We start from the raw sequence: 26,836 nt of genomic DNA on the forward strand, positions 1-26,836 counted from the left end.
TTAACTTGTATTTTTCATATGCATTTCTTTTAAAGTTATGTATTCTTTTAATTTCCTTGTCTTTTTTAAATTGTTATCCTAAATACAATCTTGTATTTTATTCTTAAAAAAGAACTTATTATCGAACCTATTATTATCGTTTTGATACGACAAAATTATATACCAAAGATTAAAAATTGAGTGATATCACGCTTATCTGGTGCTTAATTTTGAATTAAATTAAAAGATTAATCGCTTCTTTACCAACATATAGAATGATCTAGAACAAATAAGAACTTTTTTTTCGTTCTATGTTGACCATATGGCTATCAGAGCGATTATTCTGTAGGAGATTGATGAATCACTAATGTCTTTTTTTCATGAGGTATCGGATAAGCAGTAATCCAAACTTCAGGAGATAAAGAGAGGTTCTTTTCATCATAAGCTAGCAGAAACACCTCTATATCTTTATTTTTAAAATTTTCATCTAACTCAAAAAAATAAGTATAATTGGAGTCAGATTGTACAGTCGTATTTTCCCATGGGTTAGCCGGATAAGAAGTTGCCCTGGAGGATGCTCCTATATATTGACCATCTACTTTTAATGTGACATATGCCCCCTCTACGCCATGCTTCCCGTTTACAGCTACACAAAGGTAGCTATCAGGAGCAATCTCGTCCAACCGAAACATAGCTTTCCAAGTACCAGCACATCTCATTACAGAGGTATCAGCAAAAAGATTATTGGCTCTAAAGTTATCAGGCTCTATCTTTTTTCCAGCAGCATATACTTCCACTTCGGCTATTGCATCAGGAAAAGGTTTCATTTTAAGATACCTCATATGCTCCCCTACTTTTAGACTCATTGTTGCACCAGCCCAAAAGGATACAGGCCTCCAACCCTTCAGATCGGATGAAATATAAGCAACATTGCCTTCATCAACCAACAAAGGTTGCAATTCATACTCGTTATTTACTTTTATAAGAATACTATCTACCAATAGACTTTCTCCAAGATCCAAACGAAAACAACCACCCTTTATTCGAATATCACCTTTTCTTTTTGATGGCCAAAATCCTGTCTTCATATTGCCATCAAATAAATATTTATCCCAAACACCACGATTAACAAAGGCAGACTGATTAAAAAAAGCGTTACGAGCCGCCTCTACCTGTTTAATCTTTGTTGCTCCCGAACGATATAGAGAACGAACTTCCATTGCATTATTATCTGCAGCAAACACCGTAGCCTCATATAAGGTATTTACATCATAAGGTACAGATACAGGAGATAAATCGACAATTTTCCGATGATAAGATTTTGAGTATTTACCACCTTCAAAATTTATATTCATCGTTTTAGAATTACTCAATTTCTTTGTAACATCCTGCCCATCCATTTCTATCTTTTCAACACTGGATAAATTATTTAATTTGATGTGCGCTTGCGTTCCTGCAAATCCCAATAAATTTATTTCAATCGGTTTCCCCGCTACATCTTTTATTATTTCAAAATCAATCCCTTCTACTCCAATACCATCCAGACTTTCATCTGCAGAAGCATAAAACAACATTGACCTGAACGGTAATACGGTAACTTCAACAGATTCTCCATAGTTGTAAATACCTAATATCTTTTCAACAGGATGATATAACCGGCACTTAACATGTTTACATTCTTCCAGACCGATCTCATGATTTAACACAATATTGACTTTCTGAGGTTCCCAAGTCAAATTCCTCAATGTTATCAACCTCGTTTTATTATCTCCCCTCGAAACAGCATACTTCCCATAGGCTGGAGGTAGTTCTACACCATCTACCAATAAACCTGAAAAATTTCGATGTAGATTAAAAATTCTCGCCAATTTGGGAAACTCCCTATCTGATAATAGCCAAGGATTGCCATATATTTGAGGAGAAAGTAACAAAGACCTATTAAATGCCTGTAAAACAAGTTCATCTTCCCAATAATCCAAACAGGAAGAAAGGCAAACCCCATGGTCCTCTGTTAATCTTTTCAAATCAGGTACAATACCTCTTCCCAATGCTCCTACTCTATTGTGAGGAGCTGCACATGTATTGAATGAATTTACATCAATATAGCTCTCTTTGCCCTCCCACAAAAAAGTTGTTGCACATTGTTCCGCCTTTTTCAACCCTAAACGATGATTCAAAAGAATTAAGTCTGGAGAATATTTCCTACACTCTCCAATCATATCCACAAAAAGATCTTCTTTCTCTTCTCTCAATGGACCACAAACTGCATCAAATTTAAAAAGAGCCCAATCATAATTACGGCAGAGTGATACTAACATCTCTTTTCTTTCCTCTGCACTCTCCGGAGTATCCCCAAAACCATCTGGTCCTCCCCAAAGCCCTAAACGTACTCCATTCTGTTTAGTCTTTAGATAAGTAGAATCCAACCCTTTAGGGAATTTATTCTTAAACCGTTGGGAGTTTATACTCCCATAAATATTTTTACCATCAATCAACCCTGCATCAAAAGCATATATATCCAACCGCATCCCATATTCCTGACGAAGCCATTCAAAAAAATCCAAATTGGCCAATGTCTGTGATTCTGTAGTTCCTTCATTAGTGTTGTTTATCCAAGAAAAATATTCTGCCTTTGACAAGCTTCTTTCAGTAATATCAGATTCTGAACCATGTTCCTTCAATATCTTCAAGACCTTATCTCTGTATTTTAATGCGGTTTTTGCATCATTCAACCAATTATATTGACCGATAGGATATGCATTCGCCAATAAATTCATATCCTCCGAAACTTGTTCTATCTTTTTCAGAGATAAAAAAATACGTTTCTTCAAACCTTCAGGATGAAACTGCTTGGCTCTGACATATATTCTGGAACCATAATAGGCCGTACATACAGCTTCATGCAAACATGCAGTCAAATAAGTACGATAAAATAGTTGGTATAAATCATTATATGTCGCAGATTCTAATAATGGTTTTACTTTTTCTATTTCAGATACTGCTTCAGAAGCAAGTTTAACTCCATACTGTTTTTCTGTTATAATATAATTATAATATACACTATCCAGTTTTTCATCAGATTCTATCCATTGGTTATCAAATACTGACTTCACTTCAATAGCTAATGGAGATGATAACGATTTAAAGTGTACAGGAGCAATATGATTTATAATATCTTTCCAATAATGAAATGTTCTATTTATGTTATGTTCAACATGAACCATAGGCGGATCAATCCACCTTCCAGACACATGCCTGCTATATCCCCATTTATTATTTTCATAATTTAGAGAGGAATGATCTGTTAGATTTGTTCCTAAGGTATAAAAAACAGATGTAACTATATCATATGCACTTTGAAATGCTTTTCTAATGGGTAATAAAGCATCCTCACCATACCTTGACGTAATAAATTCATTATAAATTTGCATTGGAGATACAGTTTGTTCTTCTGTCATCCGCTTCAATGCATACAACTGAATTTCATTAGCAGTTCCTAATATGCTGGTGTCCCCATAACGATCCGTCCTTGCAACATATCCGGTAACATTGGGACAGTTAATATAACTACCCCATCTTTTCATTGTATATTCAGGCCATGTGTTAGCAACAACACCTTGCCCACTGTATTCATTACCAGAATCAAACTCTACAATTGTAGGTCTATTCATCTTTCTGATATAGGAGTTATCCGGATGCGTCAGAAAGAAATCATGAGGGGTTTCTTTCATCATTAAAATGACCTTATCACTCTTTATATGCTCTATACATCCAACAGTACTCTTATACTCTTCTTCCGAATAAGCAAAAGTACGAATATAGAGTTTCTTTCCTCTTTCACCAATAACGACATCGGAAATAGCATTTACAACAGCTGCCAGTTTTTCCTCAGGGGTTTTCATATTCATTGAGTACTGCTTTTCCGCATAAGCTCCAGTTTCAATAAATGTTAGCACAAGTCCATCTGCTTCAGGAGCCCTGTTGAGCATCCGGCGATAGTCATCTTTAAACCATTCCCAGAATTTAGGATTATCCAGATTTATTGTACCATTAGGCCCTGTTCTAAAACACGATGGATAATAATCCAGAGAATATAAGCTATGATCCCAAAGCAACACTTCATCAATACCTTCTAAATGTGCAAGACGAATGAGTTTATTAACCTGTTCACATACTTTTTCTTCTTTAATGGCCTTTAAATCATGGATGATCTCATGGGACAACTGAAGCTGATTGATATTATACTCTTTTGCTGTTTTTATTGTCCGGATAGCACGTTCCATATTGTCAGACAGAATAATCCATCCCCTAACACTTCCATCTGCAAAAAGATTTGCAAAGAAAGATAAGAAAAAGAAACTAACTATTATAAATCTCCTGAGACTCATTTCAATATAACTTTTATTTCTTTACCACTATATTTTATCCTCTTTATCACATCTTTACCTTTGAGTTTAATAATAAGGTCCCTGTCCTTTACTGCATAGTCGCCAGTGCGTTTTCCAACTATAAATTCCTTTGTACGATCATTCCACTTAAACGGAATAGTACTATAATTGCCATTTTTATATTTCAATGTCTCACCATCATCTTCATATAAATCGAAGCTTGCATTTTCCCCACCAAAGACATGAATTTCAAGCGGAACATCAACATTAATATTTTTCTCAACAGAAGTATAATAGGGGATGATAGAACCAGACTTCACAAACAAAGGCATTTTATCCAGAGGTGCGTCTGCTGTGATTGTAGTCCCTCCTTGGTAGATTGCACCAGTCCAGAAATCTACCCAAGTATATCCTTGTGGCAAATATACAGAACGGGAAGTTGCTCCTGCCTCCAAAACGGGGCAAACCAAGAGAGCAGGTCCATACATAAACTGATCTTTACAGTCTAATACATTTTGATCATAAGCAAAATCAAAAGCCAGTAAGCGCATTGGCGTATAATGCTCGTGAGTAACTTTACCTGATAGAGTATAAATATAAGGCAAAAGCCGATATCGTAATTTTATAAGATCAGTACAGATACGTTGTACCTCTGGACCGTATGCCCATAACTCATTCGGTGCTTTCGTATCTCCCGGATAACGACGCCCATGGCAGCGAAAAACGGGACAGAATGTTCCATACTGAAACCAACGTACAAACAATTCCTGATAATCTTTTTTAGACGGGTCTCCTCCTGAATAACCACCAATGTCTGTAGTCCAGTAGGGAATTCCCGTTGCTGTAAAGTTTAATCCTGCTGCTACTTGCGTTTGTAATTCGGCAAATGTCGTTGGAATATCACCAGACCAGACAGCTGTTCCCCACTTTTGTTGGGAAGCCCATGCACAGCGGGTCAACAAATAAGGGCGGATATCGGGACGAGCTTTGGTTATTCCTTCATAAAAATGGGATGCATGAACCAAAGGATATACATTTCGTACTTTCTGGGCTGATCCGGCATAAGTATTAAGTGGTAAGTATGAGGCTACATGGTCAGGTTCCGGTCCATCCAAAAACCAACCATCAATATTCAAGTCCACTAAAGAAGATACCTTATCCCAATACATCTTGGCTGCATCTGGATTAAAAGTATCATATATATAGCCGTCAATAGCTTTTGCTCCTTCCAATATATACCCTTTTTGTGACATTTCATTATAATTAGGGATACCTGGTTTGAAGCAGGGCCACATTGTCAGAACTACCTTCATGTCATAAACGTTATGAAGACTATCCAACATTGAAGGAACATCAGGGAATAAAGTTTCATCAAACCTATGTGAACCTGTTCCGTACTTACCCCAATAATGATAATCTATAAAGATAGTACTTGCAGGAATATCCTCTTCCTTCATTCTCTTGGCTACATCCATCACTTCTTTTTGAGTAGCATAACGATTACGGCTTTGGTGATAACCTAAAGCCCAATCGGGCAACATCGGAGCCACTCCCGTCAAAGAACGATATGCAGCCACTAAATCATCCATTTTATCACCAACAAAAAGATAATAGTTAACGATCTTACCGTAATCAGAAGCCAAACTCATACCGGTACTATTGTCTGTATAAATAGTCCGGGAAGGATTATCCCAAAACAATCCCCAACGGCCAGTAGAATAAATAACCGGTACCGCAGCTTGCGTATTAAACTGAACCAGTTCCCGCTTGGCATTCCGCAAGTTCATCAAGTTATCTCTAAACTGGCCCAAACCATATAAAGCTTCTTCATCCCGCAACTGGAACTTACAATATGCATTGACAGAATCTCCACATATATTCATTCTCGCTTTTTCAGGGAACTCTTTCAATAAGATTTTCCCAGACTCATCAAGCAGACTGATATAGCCTTTATTCTTATTTACAGTAACAACTAAACGGGAAGAACGCAATACAATATTTTCCTGAGTATCTTCCACTTTAAACTCTGCCACTTTTGCCTGTTGCGTTACGGCAAAACTCTTATATTCTTTTATTTCATTCTCAGAGCCGAACATCACATGTACACTTCCTATATTATAGGGTTGCAAATACAAAGTTCCGCCCGAAGTCTGAATCCATAAAGCCTGCTGTTTCTTTTCCCAAGAAAGAACAGTTTGTGGTTGTCCTTCCTTAGCCACGACTTGTAAGACATTAGGATGTACTACATCATGGTAATTCTCACCCAAAGAGACATCGCTAAAAATCCCTTTACTCCGTTTTTCTGCTATGATTCTAATACGATCAAAATCAAATTTACCTGATAAAGTATACTCAGCATTTTCCAAATCAGGCACAGAAGCTGCGGTAGGACTATAAAAAACATATGCCTTATCAGCCTCTTCAGAAAAATCGATACGCACTACAACCAACTGCGGCTCCTGCGTCTGTTTGACTTCAACAAATATTTTTTCACTATTACCTTTCTCAAATGAAAAGCCCAAACGCGAGTTTCCTTTTTCTTTCAACGCCAGAAAACTACACCAAACTGTTCCATTCACATCGTTCAATTGCACATCTCTATACATACTCACCTTTTTAGAAGAGGCATCTAAATGCCAACACATTTCAGGCGCAGCAACAGATGCTATCTTCAGACTTCCTTTTTCTTGCTTTACAGAGGTCATATCCCCTTTCCAGGAATCCTTTAATACAGGCTGTTTTTGAGCATATACAATAGAAACTGAACAAAATAAGATACTGAGAATCAAAATTATATTTTTCATAATCGACTATTATTTACAACATTTACTTACAACTCCATTCTCCATAAGAGAGATATACCCCAATAAAGCGCCCCAATGGTAGAACTTATCACTTCGCACAACATCATCACCTTCACCAGTGAGAGCATTATAATTCTCAAAGACATATCCATGCGATAACCAGGATTTCAATAATAATTTTTGAGATTTTTCGGCAAAGGCATGTCTCACTTCCGGAAATTCATAATTATTCAATCCCAGGTACACCAAAAAATTCAATGGTGCCCAAATGCGTCCCCGCCAATACTCATTATCTTTAAATGCAGGATCATTTTTAGGAACAGAAGGTATTATATATTCCCCCCAGAATTCATCAGTATCCAGTAAATGCTCTTTTATCATCCTTTCCGCTTGACTCTGTGTAGGCACTTTTGCCAGCAATGGATAAAAACAAGTGGGTGAAGTACGATAATTAAATTTCAGATCTCTGGTAGAACGATTATAGTAAAATCCAGTCTTATCATCCCATAATCCTGCCAAATTGTTACGATAATATTCCGCACGTTTTCTAAGTTCGGTTACATCTTTTTTATAGCCAAGTTCTTCCGCTATTAAAGCCAGATAATCACAATCCATAATATATAAAGAAGACATACCTACATCATGCTGTTCCAGCAAATGTTTTTGCTTATTAAAAGGCACTCCATCATACATTGGCGAATTATCCAATCCTGATTCCAAAACAGCACCATAATGACAATCCGTATCAAACTCAGACCTGAAATAAGTAACCTTTTCATAAGGATTACTACCTAAGCACAATAACCCTCTATCCTCTCTATTCTGGCTCCACCAGCGATTCCAGGTTAGTAATTCTTTATACAATAACTCCAAGAACCATTTTTCCTGATATTGCTTATATATTGTCCAGACAGCCAAAGAACCAACAGGTGGCTGAGAACGATCTCTTGATTTAAAATTATTGCTATAAAAACAGTTGGGTACAAATCCACGCTCTGTTATTGCTTTAGTTATCTCTACAGCATTTGCATAAGCCAATTCTTTATTACCAACAGCGAGCATCATCGATGCAAAGTAAGTATCCCAGCAGAACAGTGTGAAACCACCAAAATCTTCACTGGCAAACCATTCGGAACTCCAAATCCGGCTTACAGGAGTAATCACTCTCCTAATACCAGGATCATATATATTATCCCAAGCCAAAACACTTTGCATGGCATTATAACAATCATAATTTGCACCAAACTGTTTCTGATTAGAATTAATAAAATCCCGGGCACGATTATTAATAAAAGCAATTGCATCATCTAATCCCATATTTTCTCCGCAACAGATAGCAACCGGAGTATCTAAAGACAGAATAAACTCCCTTCCTTTTTTTTCCAGAAGTTCACCCTCTATATAAGTTTTTATTTCAACAACTTTATCACGTGATGCCAATGTAAATCCTAAACTATCCACGCTAAGTGTATTGCCCCGTTTCCAAAGACTTTCAGGGATAACCACCAATCGTCCTCCTTTCTTCGTCTCAGTCAGTGGTCTGATTAGAATTATATTTTTAAGCCCCATAGCAGCACTTTCTACCTGTAACTTATATCCTCTCCAATCTATGGTCATTTTGGTATAAGCTCCATCAAATGAATGAGGTCCCGGCTGCAATAACGGTGCCTCTTTAGCTCTATCTCCGATTCTGAATTTCCTCACGCGACTCCCATCTGTATCCATCATATTCAGGTCGACAGCAAAGCCATAAGGAAGAAATACATGAGTCAACACACTACGAGTATCCCAAGTGTTCCAACCGGAAGCCAATCGTTTTTGCAAACTCTCATATAATTCTTCAGGAGTGTTACCTGAAATGACCTTAATAGGATAGATAAACAGCCCTACTAAAAACAATCCGATCAATAAGTGCTTTTTCATTGTTTAAAGACTAAATTAGACATCAGTTAAACTTCTCATATGGAAGGTTTCAGGAATACTTCCACGAATGCAAAATAAAAGCCTTAGTCTTAAAAAACAGAGCCATCCTTTATTAATTGGACATTAAAAAAGCGCTTAATTGTTATGATTAAGCGCTTTTTCTTACTTTAAGAAATTATCATCGATATAAATTGCATAAGGGGACCTTATATTCCTCTCCTAATGAATCTTTATACTCTTTGCAAAAACGGTCATATACACTCTTTGCAATACCTTTTTTACCTTGTATAAAAAGAATAGAACATTTGGCTGCCAAAGCTTCTTCATTCAGAGGATCATGCAAGAACAGGATATCAGCAATACGTAATACCGTATCATAATTATTGCGTTGTACATCCAACAAATTCCTCAGCAAATCAATAGAAAGGCTGGAATAAGAATCTTTAAACTCATCTAACCAATCAACAATAGTATTTGACAGCAACGGACCATACAACAAAATCTCCAATATCTGATTTAGGAGTTGGTCATCTCCATGTTCACCGTTTTCCTTGAATTGACGAATACAATTTAATGCCATACAATAGTCACAGAAAACTTTCTCACCCCACCGGATACACAAAAATCCCGTATCACTGACAACTTCCACATCACCTACTTTTTCTAGCAATACACGCAACTTACGCAAAGTCACATTACGATTATTACGAGCAGATTCCTCTTCTTTGTCCGACCACAGAATATCTGTAGCTTTCTTAGTCAAAATGCCTTGCTTATTCTTCTCAGTATAAAGGACCAGTAATATAAGCAAGCTTTTCAATCGTGGTGTAAAAGCTCCTGTTATATCATTGCCATCTTTATCACGAACATTAAATGTACCCAACAAAGAAATAGCCGAGCGACTACGATCAAAATACTTTTCTTCCACTGCAATCTCCTCCGTGGCTTCATTAACAACGAGTGCCTCCGTTTGAGCATTATTTATTTTTATATCTTCAAAATCCATTCTCTTTCTGCTATACTTTATCCGGTAGAAAAGAAAAACCGTTCCTCCCAGCAATAGTATGCCACATAACCACCATAGCCACACTGGAGCAGAATGTTTATCTACAACCTGCGCAATTTCATTATCATTCAACAATGGAGTATTAATAGAATAGATAGACACATCGTGTGTGCGGTCACTCAATATTTTATCCATAACCAAATATAGCTTATGATGAGCAGGCGATGAATAAAAACTAAAATCGCAATCCTGATAAACTAAATCATTATGAATAGGTTTCGATATCTCCACCCAAGCAGAATCATTCATAAAAACCTTCCAAAGACTTCCTCCGCCTTTCATACTAACAGCATAAAAAGAACTGTCCGAAGGTTCAAAGTACATAGAAGACGCCATCAACAATACATCCGTAGCCTGTCTTTTCTTCCATACGCTACGAGACTTTCCCGTTTTCAAGTTAATGGCACACAACTCGTAATAAAAATGGGCATTAAATTCCTGCTTTCCCTGCTTATTTCCACGCCCACCAAAAATATACAATTCGTCGCCTACTATAGCAGCTGCAGATGAGTAACGAGGAGAAATAACAGGGGTATATGCAACTTCTTCAACCTGTTTCATACCCGCTTTCAACCGATATAGATTATTCCTATATTGGTAGAACCCATATCCTCCCCAAAAATAATAAGAAGAATCTGATGGATTAAACGTACGTGCATGGTTGTAGTAACGAGGCTCATCCAAATGTCTTTCATTCAGACTCCATTTCCCTTCGTCAACAGACAAAGCTGAAACCAATTTCTCGTGTAAAGAATAAGACAATAACCGATTGGTTAGTGTATCATAAACCATGTGGTCTGTATATTCCATAGCCGGATACCCCTCTACAATGGAAACTTCGTTCTGGTTACCAGAAATACCATTTAATATTTCTATTTTGTTTTGTCGCACAAGATAAAACAAGGCATCACGGGCATTAAAAGCAATATCCAAGCGGTCTGAGGTTTTCTCTGCATATATTTTCCGCCATTCAATATGATTATCGATCAGCCATGAAGGATAAGATGCTAATGCCACAGCTCCTTCAATTTCGTCAAGACAAACATCAGCATTATGCTTCCACAACTTCCAATATCTTATCAGTTCTCCATCACGGGTGATCTTTATATCCCTAATATCCATAGGAACTACATCTGCAGAGAAATATGGAGATTTTCCAAACAAGACCGTAATGTCTTTGGTACCACGCAAAGGCACTACCATCGTAGTATCCTTACTGTCATATTTCAAATCAATTTGATTCTCTTTTATATTAAGGTGTAAAGACACAGGAATCCATTTGCCTTTTTCAATATTGGTATTAATAGCAAACATTCCCTCATTAAAAACGAGAGCAGGAAAATTCCTGTTATTATCACCTGCAGCAAAAACAAAATGAAGAAATTGATTTTCATTTGTACATAAATGGAGGATAGCCCCGAAGTCGGGCTCATTGCGAACCCACATTTGAAAATCTATAATAAACTCATTCTCCACATGAAAAGGAGAGTTCTCATTAAGAGACAAAGAGGTGCGTTCATTGCCTGGCACAGAATGAGATTTGAAATGAAGGCCATAATCTATAGAAGCCAACACCTTCAAATTTCCCAATGAGAAGAAACACAATATCCAAATTAGCAATTTACTTTTCATAGTATCTCGTTAAAGAACACTCTGCAAAGGTATAAAAAAATCCCCCATAACAAATAAAGGACACAAAAATTTGGAATCTGAATTCAATTAAACCGATATTATGCGCAAATTAATAACAAATTAATCAGAGAAGTAATATCCCTGATATACTTTTGCTGCAAAGGACAAAAGACTTGTTCTATTATCAAATTAAAACAGTATTATGAAAAAACTTTTTCTTAGTCGCATGAAAGTAAAATCGTTGATTACTTTTTTACTATTGGTACATTTCTTATCTATCTCTACATTGGTAGAAGCCAAAGTACAACTACCCTCTGTACTCAGTAGCAACATGGTATTGCAGCAACAAACAGATGTAAAACTATGGGGAAAAGCCAAAGAAAATTCGTCTGTTACCATAAAAACATCATGGGATAACAAAACGTATAAAACGACTGCAGACAAGCAAGGAAAATGGTTATTAAGTGTCTCCACACCAACAGCCGGAGGCCCCTATGAAATTACATTCAGCGATGGAGAGGCTCTAACATTGAAAAATATATTAATAGGTGAAGTCTGGTTCTGCTCCGGACAATCGAATATGGAAATGCCCATGAGTGGTTTCGACCGCCAACCCACTCAGGGCACAAACGATATCATAACCAAAGCGAAAGCCTCTACCCCAATTCGCATCTACAACACCGATTCTAAAGATGGAAGATGGGTACGGCAATATAGCAAAACGCCACAGGAAGATTGTAAAGGTGAGTGGTTAGAGAATACTCCAGTCAACGTATCCCACACAAGTGCAGCAGCTTACTTTTTCGCCCGATATATTCAGGAAGTTTTAGAAGTACCGGTTGGTATTATTGTATCTTCTCTTGGAGGGTCAAAAGTAGAAGCATGGATGAGTCGGGAAGCCATAAGCCCATTTAAAAGTATTGATTTAGCCATACTCGACAATGATGAACCTGTAAAAAATATCACAGCTACCCCATGTGTACTCTACAATGGGAAAATAGCTCCTTTCACTAATTTCACCATTAAAGGCTTCCTTTGGTATCAAGGCGAAAGTAATCGTGACAATGCTGATTTATACCAAAGTCTGATGCCTGCTTTTGTCAAAGACTTACGCAGCAAATGGAATATAGGAGAATTTCCTTTTTACTTTGTAGAGATTGCTCCCTTCAATTATGAAGGTGCCGATGGCACCTCAGCCGCCCGCATGCGTGAAGTCCAACAACAAAATATGAAGGATATCTCTAACAGCGGAATGGTCACCACTCTGGATATAGGTCATCCGGTCTTCATCCACCCGACAGATAAAGAAACGGTAGGTAATCGTCTGGCTCTTTGGGCACTTGCCCAAACCTATGGACGAAAAGGATTCGGTTACGCCACTCCTATTTATAAATCCATGGAAATATCAGGTAACAAAATATACATCAATGTGGACAACGCACAACGTGGACTTTGTCCCATGTGGACCCCGCTCGAAGGATTTGAAATTGCCGGTGAAGATAAAGTTTTCTACCCGGCCCATGCTGAAATAGAAACCAAGACTACCCGTCTTGCCGTATCATGCGATAAAGTACAGCATCCGGTAGCCGTCCGATATGCTTATAAAAACTACGTCAAAGCAAGCGTATTCAACATCTATGGTATCCCCGTAGCTCCCTTCAGAACGGACAATTGGTAAATATCAAACTCTCAAAAAGATCATGAATAGACACATTTTTCTTTTTTTCCTAATTCTCTTGACAGCTTCCGCACTTCAGGCGCAACAGTCCCGACTTGTGAAAGTAGGAGAAGGATATAGCCAGACATCAGTCAACACGACCGTCTTCAGAAATAATTCACTTGTGACACAAGGCGATGAGCAATACATTTGTTATTATGATGCAGATGGTTATCTGATATTGGGTAAGCGTAAGCTAAATGTTGACAAATGGACACTACAACGTACACAATATAAAGGGAATGTAAAGGACGCCCATAATGGTATCAGTATGATGCTGGATGGGGACGGTTATTTACATTTGTCATTCGACCATCACGGACACAAGCTAAACTATTGCCGCAGCACAGCTCCACACACACTGGAACTTGGAGATAAAGAACCAATGACCGGTGTAGATGAAGGAAACGTAACTTATCCGGAATTTTATTCACTAAATGGAGGTGATCTGTTATTTGTTTACCGTTCCGGTTCTTCCGGCCGGGGGAATCTGGTAATGAACCGTTACTCTGTAAAAGAAAAAAAGTGGGATAGAGTACAAGATATCCTGATAGACGGTGAGAATGAACGGAACGCTTACTGGCAACTCTATGTAGATAAGCAAGGTACTATCCATGTATCTTGGGTATGGCGTGAAACAGGACAGGTGGAAACAAATCACGATCTCTGTTATGCCCGTTCTTATGATAATGGTGTGACATGGTATAGGGCGAATGGACAGAAATACGATTTACCAATCTGTTATAAGAATGCAGAATATGCCTGCCTCATTCCTCAAAATTCAGAATTAATAAACCAGACCAGTATGAGCGCCGACGCAAACGGTAACCCATACATTGCCACTTACTGGCGTGATCCGGATAGTAAAGTTCCGCAATATCGTGTTGTATGGCATGACGGGAAGATATGGCACACTTGTCAGGTTTCAAACCGTCATACGCCTTTCTCCCTAAAAGGTGCCGGTACCAAAATGATTCCTATTGCCCGCCCACGTATTGTAGTAGAAGATGGTGAAATCTTTTATATCTTCCGTGATGCAGAACGGGAAAGCCGAGTATCTATGGCACATACAACAGCGATAGAAAGCGGGAAGTGGACCTATACTGACCTGACAGATTTTTCGGTAGATGCTTGGGAGCCATCGCATGATACAGAATTATGGAAACAGAAACGACTTCTCCATCTTTTTGTGCAACATACAAGACAGGGGGATGGAGAGAAAACTGTTGAGTTTACCCCTCAACCAGTATATGTATTAGAAGTGAATAACAAGAAATAACATGAGAAAAAGAATATTCTTATTAATATGCATAATGTGTACCTTAGTACACAGCATAGCAGCCCAACCAGAAAAGAACTCCAATCCTGGGTTTCTAACCAAGGCTTTCGTGCATCCGGGCATGGCACAAAGCAAACAGGACCTTGACTACATGCGCGAAATGGTAGTAAAAGGTATACAACCCTGGAAAACCGCTTTTGATAATTTAAAGAAAAATACCTCTTTAGATTTTATCCCCAAACCATTTGCTGAAATATCAGTAGGTCCCTATGGAGCAAACAGTATAGGCGGACGTGAGTTTTCCGAGAGTGCAGAAACAGCCTATAACCATGCATTAATGTGGTATATAACCAAAGACAAAGCCTATGCGCGTAAAGCCATTGAAATCTTGAATGCGTGGAGCTATGTTCTCCGGGGATTCGATGCAAACAATGCCAAGCTGAATGTAGGTCTATTCGGATATTACTATCTCAATGCTGCTGAAATTCTGAAACATACCGATTCCGGCTGGGCATCCAAAGACCTGCAACAATTCACACAAATGGTCCTTACAGTCCTTTATCCCACTATCAAAGACTTCTTCACCGAAGCTAATGGTAACTGGGATGCATCCATGATTAGTACCATCATGTGTATCGGTGTTTTTACTGATAATCACGAAAATTTCAACCGGGCAGTAGAAAGATTCTACTGGGGGGAAGGCAATTCCGGCATCACCCGCTATCTCTATCCGGGCGGACAATGCCAAGAAACTACCCGGGACTGGGGACATGTACAATTAGGTATAGGTGAATTTGCCAAAGCTGCACAAACCGCCGACACGCAAGGATTAGATTTTTATAGTGTAGCTGATGACAGACTGGCACAGGGCTTCGAATATACAGCACGTTTCATGTTAGGAGAACATATTGACTTGTTCGGAGTCTTTACAGATAGAGATAACGACAAATTCAGGGATATCTACGAATCCATATACCAGCATTACAAGGATACAAAAGGACTATTACTGCCATACACCGAAAAAGCAATAAAACAACACACACGTCCGAAGTCATCAGTAGGTTTTCTGACAGCTGCCAAAGCTCCAGTTTCCAACGCTCCGGCAAAAACATCTCTTTATACAGGTTTCGATAAATTTCTGAAACCGACAGTAATCGGAGCATTAAAAGGCAAATCAAAAATGCTTCCTGCCAACAGTATCTTTGTAAAACCGGGAGAATCTATACAAAAAGCCATAGACTCCAATCAAAAGAGCGGTAAATGGATCATTTTGGAAGCAGGAGTACATACGCTGGAGACTCCTCTAAAGATATATAGTGGTACTCTTCTTGCCGGTCAGGGGCGCGAAACCATTATCTTTCCGGCGCCACAAATAGGAACTGCAATCATTAATGGAGAAGAAATTCTCGCTGATGTTACTATCCGCGACCTTCTGATAGAAGGAGCCACTAAAGTAATCGAAAATGCCGATCCCAATCACGACCGTCGTAGCCGCTCATACATGAACGCTCCCAGCCGGGAAGGCATCATTTTCAAATCAAAAGAGAAAGACGGCATACAGAACATTACATTTGAAAATATTACCGTACAGAATTTCACCAAAAACGGTGTAGCCATAGTTGGTGGAAAGAATATTCGCATTAACCAATGTGATTTCAGTGATAATGGTGCCAGCGTAGTGCCAGGTGCCGGTTTCCATCACAATCTTCATTTGTCATACATCACAAATTGTGACATAATAAGTAGTCGTTTCGATACCTCCCCCTACGGAAACGGCATAAATGCTACTTTCTGTCAGAATGTGAAAGTTATCAACTCAGAAATGGCTCGTAACGGACTCTCAGGCATACGATGTGCAGAAAGTAGCCGGATAACCATCAACAACAGTCTTGCTGAAGGTAACAACGAGCACGGAATATTCATTGAGAAGCAAATGAACCCATGTAAAGACATTACAATCCATCAGAACACCGTACAAAATAACAGATATTGCGGTATTGATGCCCAAACAGCCATCCAACTAAATAACAAAGATAACAGAAGCCTTCATAACGGTAGAGAATAGTGAATAAAAACAATCCAGTGTCATGCCAACGCATGCACTGGATTGTAGCACTGAACTTATCGAAAAAGAACCTATTTAAAACTATCTTTTATCCTCAATCTATTTACCTGCCATTTTCTATTTTGCTTCGGGATTTACAAACAACACTTTCAACGAAGGGAGGAATTCATTTCTATTATCACATCTGAAGTTGCCACTGAATTCATTCTTATCTCTTTCTCCGATTTTGATGCTTACTTTATTCCAACCTTGTAACAAAGGCAATTCTTTATAAGTAGCCTCGTGTCTGTTTTGTCCGGCAGCAGCATATGTCTTATCATTAATGGCAAGCTGGCATTCTTTGGCTTTCACTACCAAAGTCAGCTTAGGCATATTAGGCTCAATCAATAAGTCATCCAATGGGCGGGGACTAAACACATAGATATCCAATGCCCATCCATCAGCCGTTTTCACTAACTTATCTTTTACAGCAGCCGGGAATACCAGTTGATTATCACGCAAGAAGAATACTTCATTTGATTTTACTTCAATCTCCCGGCAGTCAATTCCAGCATTCTTCAATATCATTCCCAATGTATTATATCCCTTTTCTGAATTAGTAAATTCCTTCAATGTACTGATATAGAAGCAGGAAGCACTATTCTGATATTTCACAAATACGGGAGTAGCGGCTGTACATTCATACTCACTTCGTACCGTACCGGCAGTCTTAATTTCTTCCGGACGCTTATTCCAAGCTCTCCAATCGGTCTTACAAGCATTCAGCAATACATCTCCTTCTTCCACTAAAGCACCCTTCAAAGAATATTCCGAAGCATCTGCCCGCTGAAGTTCACAGAAATAGAAATCAGAGTTATTCAATCCACGAATCCATGACTTCTGAACCGGCAGGTAAGAAGAACGTTTCAGGTTATCCAGTGCCACCGGAAGAGGCAGTATCTCATTATATGCATTTACAGTTTCAGGAGTCAAGCCCCATATCCACACGTCAGCACCTTTGGCAATATTAGCCAGCATACTCTTCTTTTCAGCAGCAGCCAAAGTGTAAGTACCGTCTACAATATAAATCATCCGTGCAGGAGCAGTCACTTTAGTAGCAAACTTCACACCCTGTGCATCCATTATGCCCTTTAACTTACTATCCTCTCCTCCTATGAAAATAACTTCCTTATATTTTTCAGCAGGAGCCGCCTCAGGAGCTTCATATTGCTTTTTGTCAACCTCAGCATAAGCCGACCAAGCCGGATGTCCCGGTGCATTAGCCGCACGCATGGCATCATACATAGGCCACGGATCGTACAAAGGCAGGTTAGGATCATATCCCGGGTTGAACGTAGTGCAATAAGGCCCTACACGTTCCGGCTGTACGCCCGGTACACCTTCTTTGTATTCTGTGAAGAAAATACCATCTTGGTTGATATCCGGTTCCGTAGTTAAGTCTCTCTTACCCAGCGGCAGAGGTTTCAGAGAATACCATGCCATATTGAAGACCGTACTGTAAGAAGCATTCATAGAACGCTGGTTGGCAAGCAGATGATAACATTCGTTTGCCAGTCCTTCCATACGGCCCAGTTGAGATTCATAAGCTCTTTCACCATTATATTTGGCTACTTGCTCCGGCGTACCGTAGTAAGCCATACTATGTTCGCCGATACCCCAGGGCTTGCCGATTTCCACCCAATGCTTCATTGAGCCCATATCACCATAGTGACCTACCGTAACCGGCAATATACCGTCTCCGTCATCCTCACCATCAGCAGAAATCCAGGGACGCGTAGGGTCGTTGGCACGAACAATATCCCTCCAATCTTCCCAAGCCTTTTTCTGAAGAGGCATCAATTCCGGTCTGTTATATACATGTAGTATTACAGGCTTATTTTCATTACTGATACTCCAACCAAATACAGAAGCATGGTTGCGGTCTCTGAGCACAAAGCGTCTCAGATGTTCTTTGGATGCTTCCCAGAAAAGGTCAGAGTCCAGTTTCGGGCCACCATCACTTGCCCAGTTGGCAGTTTCATTCAATACACAGATACCCATTTCGTCAGCTACATCCAGATAAAAACGGGGATAGATTTGTGCATGAGGACGAACTGCATTTCCATTCATACCCTTTATGGCAGTAAACCAAGCCCATGCATATCTACGCGTCATCTGCGGAATTCCCATGAAGTGCCAGGAGTCACCTCTCAACTGATAAGGTTTGCCGTTCAGATATTGCGTAGTACCTTGCAAAGTCCATTCACGCCATCCGAAACGCTCATATTTGACGTCCAGAGTTTGTTTCTTTGCCTGCAATGAAAGCAATACGGCATAAAGATTAGGTTGTTCGGGTGTCCAGAAGTTCAATTCACCGGATACCGGAACCTGCAACACCACCTTTGTTGAAGCATTGGCAGGGACAGCCACTTTCACGGGAGCCACTTTCAGCGCTTCCTGTCCCAGTTCCCAGGCAGGCACCGGAGCAGAGTTCACGTCTGTTCCCGCTAAATTCAGCCATTCATTAATATTACCCTGAATCTGCAAGTCAGCTTTCTTCTCCGTATTATTCTGTACGGTTACTTCCAGTTCGAGCATATTCTTCGAAACAAGCGGTTTCACGTATACATCTTCCACGTGTACTTTGGGCAAAGCCAGCATATATACATCCTGCCAGATACCCACAATGTGATAACCCCACATGGAACCTGCGGGAATAATGCGGCGACCGATAGTAGAATTGTTCTCAAATAGCGACTGGCTACGAACCCCCACCCATACTTCGGCAGTTTCACCGGCAGCCACCTTATCCGTAATGTCTACGCTAAACGGAAGGAAGATATCAAAATTCTCACCTACTTTCTCTTTATTCACATATACTTCCGTATATCCGGATACAGCTTCAAAATAAAGTTTTATCTGTTGTCCGTCCCAATCAGTAGGAACGGTTATCTTCTTCTTCATCCATGCCATTTTCACTTGTTCCCATTCTTTCGGATAAGATGGATAGTTACGATGGTCGGGACCTTCCAGGTCTCTGTTAGCAAAAGAGTTGATATTCCATGGAGAAGGAATCTTGATGCGCGTTTTGCTCCATGCATTTTCTTGTGGAAGCGGCAATTCCGGTGCAACACCTTTACCTTGCACATACTCCTGCGGCAAAGCCACAGGTTGGAAATCCCAGAACCCATTCAGGCAAATCTCTTTCCTATACTCTTTTTCGGTCTTGTTCACAAGGCCCTCACTTGGTGCAAATGCGAAATCATACACCAATTTCCCGTCGCTTGACGCACTCTGCCCCACTACCTTTCCGGGTAGTGTAAATAAGGCCGACAGCAAGCATACTAAAATTGCATTTCGTTTCATTAAGAATACTATTTATTTGGTATTAGACATATTTATGTTCTGTCTGCAAAGTAAACGGCAGGGCATTAAAAAGGTAGTCGAAACAGAATTAATATAGACTTAAAAACACATTAATCATTCATATTTCAGGTTATTTACACGATAAGATGTTTTTTTCTTTGAATTTCGTACCTTTGTCCTATGTACTAACAACCATGAGCGCGGACAAATTTAATATAAATCTTCAAGCATATGGCAACTTACACGCATTTCGGAAAGCAAGCAGATGTATTCAAACATTTGATATTTTGTGAGGTTCTTCAAAACGAAAAACCTTCAGTCTATGTGGAGACAAATTCAGCCTCCGCCATTTACCGGATGGAACATACACCGGAACAACAATACGGTATTTATCACTTTCTGGACAATGCAGATAGAGAAGAAGTACTAAAGAATTCCACTTATTATAAAATGGAATGCCCGGAGATTGCTAAGGAGAATTATTTAGGTTCCCCTGCTTTAGCCATGAACATATTAGGAGAACAAACCCGGCAATATCAATTCTTTGATATAGAAAAGGAGGCTTTAGAAAACGTGAGTCGCTATGCTGATAGAATGAAGCTAAATACTGCTGTCCAGACCTGCAATTCGGATTCACTGACAGGAGTAATGGAACTCTTACCCTCGCTCCCTGCATCTTCTTTTATCCACATCGACCCTTATGAGATTGATAAAAAAGGAACGTCCGGAACGACGTATCTCGATATATTAGTAAAAGCTACACAAGCAGGCATGAGATGCCTGTTGTGGTATGGTTTTATGACCGGAGATGACAAAACTCATCTAAATCAATATATCGCCGACAAACTGAAAGAAGCAGGTATCCATGAATACACTTGCGTGGAACTGACAATGAATTCAATCAGGAAAGATACAATAATCTGCAATCCGGGCATAGTAGGTAGTGGCATTTTAGCTACGAACTTGTCACAGAAATCAAATACATTGATTCTTGATTATAGCAAAAAATTAGTCAATCTCTACCAACATGCCGAATATAAAAGTTATGATGGAAGTTTATATAGAGAAGTATTGCGGGAAGTCTAAACATAGTAGCAAAAAAAAAGGCTATCTATCCCAGACAGCCAATCTTTGTTAACCTTAAATCTAATACTATGAAAAACACATTGCAAAGATACGGACTTTAGGGATATCTCCAAATTTTCAGGGTCAAACGGAGAGTTTTATAACATGGTTTAATAGAATTAAGGAAGTCGTTAACTACCCGACATTCTAATGTTAACAATTAACATAACGCAGGCTACATATTTAAGAAATGCATCAGCCTCATTCATCTTTCTCACTTTCTACCTCCAACTCCTTAATTTCTTTATTCAGGAAGACAGAGAGAATCGTTCTCAAAACAACTATCCCTCCTAAAATACCCAATTCGTTCAGAGTAGGTTCCAATACAGTCTTTAGTATATCCGATGCTATGAGGAATTCAAGTCCCAACAATAAATAAGTCCCGAAGGTAGCACGCAACCTCCGGATATTGGTCGTTGAATATTTGCCTGTAAATCTCTTGAATTCATTGCTAAGAAAGGATATGATGCTGATTAGTGCTCCGTAGGTGACAATGAGAAGACTTGTCACACTAATTATCGTTGCCAGTGTATTTAAGAAGGTAGTAAGCATGTCTATTGTCTTTTTATTGATATAACATTACGGTTCACTTAAATGTTTAAACTTCTAACAGTCTTCCCCTTCAAAAGAATAAAAACATCCGATCAGCAAATTTATTTCCTGTTTTACTTGTATGTTTCCAACCGGTAACATATCTTTGTTCCCGATTAGTAACATACAATTATATGGCAGCAAAGAACATCACTTCGGAAAGGGACAGAGAAACAACAGAAAGGCGTATACTGGACACCATCGGCCAAATGATAAGTGAAAACGGATTTGAGAAAATAGGAATCAATGCCGTTGCCACCCAGTCCGGTGTATCCAAGATATTGATATACCGCTATTTTGGTTCGGTAGAAGGGCTTATGGCTACCTATATCCGCCAGCATGATTTCTGGATTAACTTTCCGCAAGAACTTCCGGAACGCGACAAACTGCCGGAATACTTGAAGCAGATGTTCCGAAGCCAGATAGAACAACTACGCAGCAACCCTACTCTGCGAAGGCTGCACCGCTGGGAACTCTCTTCCGACAATGAAATAATCGTGAGGCTGAGGGAGCAACGCGAAAACGCCGGCATGCAGCGTATAAAAAGAATCAGCGAACTGACAGGCTATCCATTAAAAGAACTCGAAGTGCTGGCCTCCGTCCTAACAGCATCCATCACCTACCTTGTGATGCTGGAAGAATTCTGCCCGGTTTACAACGGAATCCCTCTGAACAATAACTCAGGATGGGAACAAATCACCCAAGGAATAGACTCTCTTATCGATAAGGTTTTCCAAGTGTAATGCATAAAAGGCAGATATAAGTATCCGGATCACTTATGCCCGCAATGTTCCCACTTGGTAACAAACTCATTTTATAGTAACAATCAAATGAATTAAAGATGAAGAAAATGATTATGACATGGATTTGTTTATCACTTTTCTCTTTCTGTTCCTGTCAGAAAGAGCTGATTGAATATGAAGCAGGAGATGTAAAAGTATGCATCGAAGAAGGTGAAGAATGGCCGCACGACTTCCCGCTATTTCTGGGAATCAAGAAAAAGAATCCGCCCCAGATTGCCATCTGGATGGAAGATATGAAAGGGAATTACTTGTCTACCATCTATGCCAGCCACAAAATTGCAACCCAGTCCTGGCAAAGTTCAGGAGGCAACAGAAGAAAAGAGGCCCTGCCCCACTGGTGCCATGCACGGGGCATACAGTATAAGGACGGACTTTACCTGCCAACCAAAGAGGAGCCGCTCACGGATGGAATATCCGGAGCAACTCCCCGTGGTAGTTTCGACGTAAAATTACATCCATCCGATAAACTGAAACAGTTCAGGATTAAAGTGGAAATCAACCATTCGACGGATTTCAACGACTACTATACCAAGGCGAGCAAAGAGGGCGAACCGGGTTATTCGGGTGGTAAAGAGGGGAGCGGACAACCGGCGGTGGTTTATTCTGCAGATGTGGACTTATCCTCCGGTCAGAAAGCATTTGAAGCCGTTCTGCTCGGGCATAGCAGTCCCGACGGTAGTTCCGGTGACTTGGAAACCGATACCTCCGCACTGACTACTGCTCTCCATATTGTAAAACGCATAACTGTAAATGTACAATGAAAAAGATTATCTTTATACTCCTGTTATTTCTGACAAATCCCATTGTGAAGGGCCAGATTACAGACCGTTTCACCTACATGACCACCATCGGAACGGGAATTTCTATGGATACCCCTTCTACCACTCCATTCGCCTGGCAAGTGGCAGGACACTACAAGCTATCAGAACGCTTCTCTGCGGGCATCGGCACCGGATTATCTTTCTATGAGAAAGCGCTGATCCCCCTCTTCGCCGACGCCAGATTTCAACTGACTAAACCAAGAAGATTTGTCCCCTATCTGCAATGCGGCATCGGATATGCTTTCGCTCCCGATGAAGATGCCAATGGTGGTTTCTTCTTTCATCCATCCGTAGGTGTACAGTATAAAATGCGTGGTAAAACGACGCTTCTGTTAAGCATAGGATATGAAATCCAAAACCTGGAACGGTTGAAAAAGTATGAGAACAGCCACTATGCGGCAGAATTCCGGGAGAAGCTCCACCACAACTCAATTTCAATAAAATTAGGGGTTATGCTTTAGAAAAGTCCTCCCTATGGGACAAAAAGACATCAATATGAATAATATTCCATTCGGAGAAAGTAAGATTTCGCCTACTTTTGCACAAAACATAGCATAAAGTAATAAAAAAATGAATAGACACACATTTTGCAGCTACTTGATTTTGGGAGTTGCATTCGCATTCTGTCTGCCGATGCAAGCCCAAAACAAGGTGGCTGCACCCATGAAGGACGTCAACCAGGTAATTGACAATACACTGGATAGTTTGAACAAAGCACGGACAGCACGTCCGATAGCCGGTTCCAGCCGCAAAGGCAATAATCCGGTTTTGTTTTTAGTAGGAAACTCCACCATGCGCACCGGCACCTTGGGCAACGGCAACAATGGTCAATGGGGCTGGGGGTATTACGCCGGAGACCACTTTGACCAGAACCGGATAACGGTAGAAAACCACGCACTGGGCGGAACAAGCAGCCGCACGTTCTACAAGCATCTATGGCCGGATGTCATCAAAGGAGTGCGCCCGGGCGACTGGGTGATTATCGAATTGGGACACAACGACAATGGTCCTTACGATAGCGGACGTGCACGCGCCTCCATTCCCGGAATTGGCAAAGACAGCCTGAACGTAACCATTCAGGAAACCGGAGTAAAAGAAACGGTATATAGCTATGGCGAGTACATGCGCCGTTTTGTGCAGGAAGTGAAAGCGAAAGGCGCCCACCCCATCCTGTTCTCACTGACGCCCCGCAATGCCTGGGAAGATAAAGACAGCACGATCGTGACGCGTGTCAACAAGACATTCGGGCTGTGGGCAAAGCAAATAGCCGAAGAACAACAAGTGCCCTTTATCGACTTGAACGACATCACCGCCCGTAAGTTCGAGAAATTCGGCAAAGAGAAGGTGAAATATATGTTCTATCTGGACCGCATCCATACCAGTGCTTTCGGCGCTAAAGTGAACGCAGCTTCTGCCGCCGAAGGTATTCGGGAGTGCGCAGGTCTGGAGCTGGCAAACTATCTGAAACCAGTAGAGAAAGACACGCTCACCGGTGCCAGCCGGAAAGAAGGTTGTCCGGTAGTGTTCACCATCGGAGACAGCACGGTGAAGAATAAAGATGATGATAAAGACGGCATGTGGGGCTGGGGTAGCGTGATAGCCGGCGAGTTCAACCTGAAAAAGGTGACTGTTGAGAATCATGCCATGGCAGGACGCAGTGCACGTACATTCCTGGACGAAGGCCGTTGGAACAAGGTTTATGATGCCCTGCAACCCGGTGATTTCGTACTTATCCAGTTTGGCCATAATGACGGAGGAGACATCAACGTAGGCAAAGCGCGCGGCGAGCTGCACGGTTCGGGAAACGAAAGCAAGGTTTTCCTGATGGAAAAAACAGGAAAATATCAGGTGATTTACAGCTTTGGCTGGTATCTGCGCAAGTTTATTATGGATGCACAGGAAAAGGGGGCCATCCCCATCGTACTGAGTCACACACCCCGCAACAAGTGGAAAGATGGGGAAATTGAACGCAATACGAACAGTTATGGCAAGTGGACGCGTGAGGCGGCAGAAATGACCGGTGCCTACTTCATTGATTTGAATAAACTATCGGCTGATAAACTACAGAAGATGGGGCCCAAGAAGACACCCGCTTTCTACAACACCGACCACACGCACACCTCACTAAAGGGTGCACGCATGAATGCCCGGAGTATTGCAGAAGGGATAAAGGCTACTGATTGCCCGTTGAAGAAGTACTTGAAGTAAGCAAGGCCTCCACCACTGAGGCATCTACTTTGAAAGCCGTTCCATGACGTGTTCCCTTCGGGAAAGAAACCCGGTCGGACACGTCTTCCCACGTCTTTCCATTATCCAATGAGCGGACCGCCCCGTAACGATGGTCGCGATATTTATCGAAGTAAACGTAAAGCGCATCACCCACATAGAGCGGGGCAGGGCCTTCCGCCCAGTAATCACCGGTTATGGGAGCAGATACTTCAACCGGAAATCCATCCCTGATATTCCTTGTACGCGTAATCCGCAGGTTCTTTTCCGGCGGATTGGAGTTTTCATTCTTCACTACCATAATCAACTCGCCGCTCTTGGGCACCTTCACAATAGCGGCGTCGATGACGCTGAAATCAGGATTGAAGAACATCTTGGTTTCGGAAAAAGTACGGAAATCTTTTGTTGTTACATAGTACATGCGATGGTTCAAACCCTTTTCGCTCTCACTGGTAGCCACTTCTTTGTGGCGGCCGGGGATGGTGGTGGCCCAGAAGATATAATAAGTTTGCGACGGTTCATCGTAGAAAAGTTCGGGTGCCCAGCAATTATGCGCGGTAGGTTCGTGCATCATGACGGGAATGGCTTGTTGCTCGCTCCAGTGAACCAAGTCGCGGGAGGAGGCATAGCCGATGATGCGGTCCGTCCAACTGGAAGTCCACACCATGTGGAAGGTTCCGTCGGGCGACTGGCAGATGCTGGGGTCGCGCATCAGTTTGTCTTTCCCCACTGCGGGAGTCAGGAAAGAGCGTCCCTCGTTCAGTGGCGTCCAGGTCAGGCCGTCATAACTATAGGCCAGATGCAGGCCGTCTTCACTGTTACCGATAAAGTAAGAAAAAAGATAAGCGGGTTTTCCGGCAAAGGCGGTCAATGCCAGGCAAAGGGTCAGCACCAGGCAGGTTATTCTTCTTTTCATGGGTTCATCAAGATTAAAAAGTTTACTTTGCAAATATACCATATCTCCGGGACATACCCAAGCCCCGGAGAAATGCTAAAATAGAAAGGACATGGTTAATTATTTGAAAAGGAGGACTTCATAAAATAAATAATCACTTCTTTTGTTCCCACCAAG

14 protein-coding genes and 1 pseudogene are annotated in these 26,836 nt (G+C 40.7%); 8 read left to right on the forward strand and 7 right to left on the reverse strand.

The genetic code is table 11. From position 1 onward, the window contains the following. Positions 1-317: 317 nt before the first annotated feature. From HMPREF9447_RS28940 to HMPREF9447_RS21885, 4 genes are all read right to left on the reverse strand, one after another. Positions 318-4,367 (reverse strand): hypothetical protein, encoded by a 4,050-nt coding sequence (locus tag HMPREF9447_RS28940; protein WP_009131968.1) that lies wholly within the window; start codon positions 4,365-4,367, stop codon positions 318-320. Beyond that, entirely contained in the window at positions 4,364-7,171 is a 2,808-nt protein-coding gene (locus tag HMPREF9447_RS21875; protein WP_009131969.1) for a glycoside hydrolase family 31 protein, read from the reverse strand. The genes HMPREF9447_RS28940 and HMPREF9447_RS21875 overlap by 4 nt, the downstream gene beginning before the upstream one ends. A gap of 9 nt (positions 7,172-7,180) precedes the next feature. Then, positions 7,181-9,094 (reverse strand): MGH1-like glycoside hydrolase domain-containing protein, encoded by a 1,914-nt coding sequence (locus HMPREF9447_RS21880; protein WP_009131970.1) that lies wholly within the window; start codon positions 9,092-9,094, stop codon positions 7,181-7,183. Positions 9,095-9,272: 178 nt separating this feature from the next. Then, complete coding sequence (locus HMPREF9447_RS21885; RefSeq protein WP_009131971.1) at positions 9,273-11,792, reverse strand: AfsR/SARP family transcriptional regulator; 2,520 nt, start codon at positions 11,790-11,792, stop codon at positions 9,273-9,275. Between the two features lie 202 nt (positions 11,793-11,994). Between HMPREF9447_RS21885 and HMPREF9447_RS21890 the strand changes: the two genes are divergently transcribed. The 3 genes from HMPREF9447_RS21890 to HMPREF9447_RS21900 are packed head-to-tail and all read left to right on the forward strand — an operon-like array spanning position 11,995 to position 16,853. Next, positions 11,995-13,470, forward strand: coding sequence for a sialate O-acetylesterase (locus tag HMPREF9447_RS21890; protein ID WP_009131972.1), 1,476 nt, complete (start codon positions 11,995-11,997; stop codon positions 13,468-13,470). Between the two features lie 22 nt (positions 13,471-13,492). Beyond that, positions 13,493-14,788: an alpha-l-rhamnosidase gene (locus tag HMPREF9447_RS21895; protein WP_009131973.1), complete on the forward strand. Its 1,296-nt coding sequence runs from the start codon at positions 13,493-13,495 to the stop codon at positions 14,786-14,788. A gap of 1 nt (position 14,789) precedes the next feature. Continuing rightward, positions 14,790-16,853, forward strand: coding sequence for an alginate lyase family protein (locus HMPREF9447_RS21900; RefSeq protein WP_009131974.1), 2,064 nt, complete (start codon positions 14,790-14,792; stop codon positions 16,851-16,853). Positions 16,854-16,970: 117 nt separating this feature from the next. On the opposite strand, the gene HMPREF9447_RS21905 is transcribed toward HMPREF9447_RS21900, so the two are convergent. Further along, on the reverse strand, positions 16,971-20,198 hold the full coding sequence (locus HMPREF9447_RS21905; RefSeq protein ID WP_009131975.1) for a glycoside hydrolase family 2 protein: 3,228 nt from the start codon (positions 20,196-20,198) through the stop codon (positions 16,971-16,973). A 231-nt stretch (positions 20,199-20,429) separates the two neighbouring features. Here HMPREF9447_RS21905 and HMPREF9447_RS21910 point away from each other — a divergent pair, with 231 nt between their 5' ends. Next, the gene (locus tag HMPREF9447_RS21910; RefSeq protein ID WP_009131976.1) at positions 20,430-21,284 is read left to right on the forward strand and encodes a 23S rRNA (adenine(2030)-N(6))-methyltransferase RlmJ; all 855 of its coding nucleotides are present in this window, start codon (positions 20,430-20,432) and stop codon (positions 21,282-21,284) included. A 240-nt stretch (positions 21,285-21,524) separates the two neighbouring features. Here the strand turns inward: HMPREF9447_RS21910 and HMPREF9447_RS21915 are convergent, their stop codons facing one another. Next, positions 21,525-21,875, reverse strand: a complete 351-nt coding sequence (locus HMPREF9447_RS21915) for a DUF1622 domain-containing protein (protein ID WP_009131977.1) — start codon at positions 21,873-21,875, stop codon at positions 21,525-21,527. A 173-nt stretch (positions 21,876-22,048) separates the two neighbouring features. Here HMPREF9447_RS21915 and HMPREF9447_RS21920 point away from each other — a divergent pair, with 173 nt between their 5' ends. The 4 genes from HMPREF9447_RS21920 (at position 22,049) to HMPREF9447_RS21935 (ending at position 25,746) form a co-directional block, all read left to right on the forward strand. Beyond that, entirely contained in the window at positions 22,049-22,657 is a 609-nt protein-coding gene (locus HMPREF9447_RS21920) for a TetR/AcrR family transcriptional regulator (RefSeq protein WP_009131978.1), read from the forward strand. Positions 22,658-22,755: 98 nt separating this feature from the next. After that, on the forward strand, positions 22,756-23,478 hold the full coding sequence (locus HMPREF9447_RS21925; RefSeq protein ID WP_044138528.1) for a hypothetical protein: 723 nt from the start codon (positions 22,756-22,758) through the stop codon (positions 23,476-23,478). Further along, positions 23,475-23,999: a hypothetical protein gene (locus HMPREF9447_RS21930; RefSeq protein WP_009131980.1), complete on the forward strand. Its 525-nt coding sequence runs from the start codon at positions 23,475-23,477 to the stop codon at positions 23,997-23,999. The genes HMPREF9447_RS21925 and HMPREF9447_RS21930 overlap by 4 nt, the downstream gene beginning before the upstream one ends. Positions 24,000-24,108: 109 nt before the next feature. Further along, entirely contained in the window at positions 24,109-25,746 is a 1,638-nt protein-coding gene (locus tag HMPREF9447_RS21935) for a rhamnogalacturonan acetylesterase (RefSeq protein WP_009131981.1), read from the forward strand. Here the strand turns inward: HMPREF9447_RS21935 and HMPREF9447_RS21940 are convergent. After that, positions 25,745-26,680: pseudogene (locus tag HMPREF9447_RS21940) on the reverse strand (glycoside hydrolase family 43 protein); the annotation flags it as partial. The gene HMPREF9447_RS21935 and the pseudogene HMPREF9447_RS21940 sit on opposite strands and share 2 nt — an antisense overlap. Positions 26,681-26,836 lie beyond the last annotated feature (156 nt).

The sequence above is a fragment of the Bacteroides oleiciplenus YIT 12058 genome, from assembly GCF_000315485.1.
GTDB lineage: Bacteria > Bacteroidota > Bacteroidia > Bacteroidales > Bacteroidaceae > Bacteroides > Bacteroides oleiciplenus.

What these genes read in the sequence shown, in the direction of transcription:
- HMPREF9447_RS28940 (WP_009131968.1), bottom strand. Translation starts at nt 4,367, where the DNA reads ATGAGTCTCAGGAGATTTATAATAGTTAGTTTCTTTTTCTTATCTTTC.
- HMPREF9447_RS21875 (WP_009131969.1), bottom strand. Translation starts at nt 7,171, where the DNA reads ATGAAAAATATAATTTTGATTCTCAGTATCTTATTTTGTTCAGTTTCT.
- HMPREF9447_RS21880 (WP_009131970.1), bottom strand. Translation starts at nt 9,094, where the DNA reads ATGAAAAAGCACTTATTGATCGGATTGTTTTTAGTAGGGCTGTTTATC.
- HMPREF9447_RS21885 (WP_009131971.1), bottom strand. Translation starts at nt 11,792, where the DNA reads ATGAAAAGTAAATTGCTAATTTGGATATTGTGTTTCTTCTCATTGGGA.
- HMPREF9447_RS21890 (WP_009131972.1), top strand. Translation starts at nt 11,995, where the DNA reads ATGAAAAAACTTTTTCTTAGTCGCATGAAAGTAAAATCGTTGATTACT.
- HMPREF9447_RS21895 (WP_009131973.1), top strand. Translation starts at nt 13,493, where the DNA reads ATGAATAGACACATTTTTCTTTTTTTCCTAATTCTCTTGACAGCTTCC.
- HMPREF9447_RS21900 (WP_009131974.1), top strand. Translation starts at nt 14,790, where the DNA reads ATGAGAAAAAGAATATTCTTATTAATATGCATAATGTGTACCTTAGTA.
- HMPREF9447_RS21905 (WP_009131975.1), bottom strand. Translation starts at nt 20,198, where the DNA reads ATGAAACGAAATGCAATTTTAGTATGCTTGCTGTCGGCCTTATTTACA.
- HMPREF9447_RS21910 (WP_009131976.1), top strand. Translation starts at nt 20,430, where the DNA reads ATGGCAACTTACACGCATTTCGGAAAGCAAGCAGATGTATTCAAACAT.
- HMPREF9447_RS21915 (WP_009131977.1), bottom strand. Translation starts at nt 21,875, where the DNA reads ATGCTTACTACCTTCTTAAATACACTGGCAACGATAATTAGTGTGACA.
- HMPREF9447_RS21920 (WP_009131978.1), top strand. Translation starts at nt 22,049, where the DNA reads ATGGCAGCAAAGAACATCACTTCGGAAAGGGACAGAGAAACAACAGAA.
- HMPREF9447_RS21925 (WP_044138528.1), top strand. Translation starts at nt 22,756, where the DNA reads ATGAAGAAAATGATTATGACATGGATTTGTTTATCACTTTTCTCTTTC.
- HMPREF9447_RS21930 (WP_009131980.1), top strand. Translation starts at nt 23,475, where the DNA reads ATGAAAAAGATTATCTTTATACTCCTGTTATTTCTGACAAATCCCATT.
- HMPREF9447_RS21935 (WP_009131981.1), top strand. Translation starts at nt 24,109, where the DNA reads ATGAATAGACACACATTTTGCAGCTACTTGATTTTGGGAGTTGCATTC.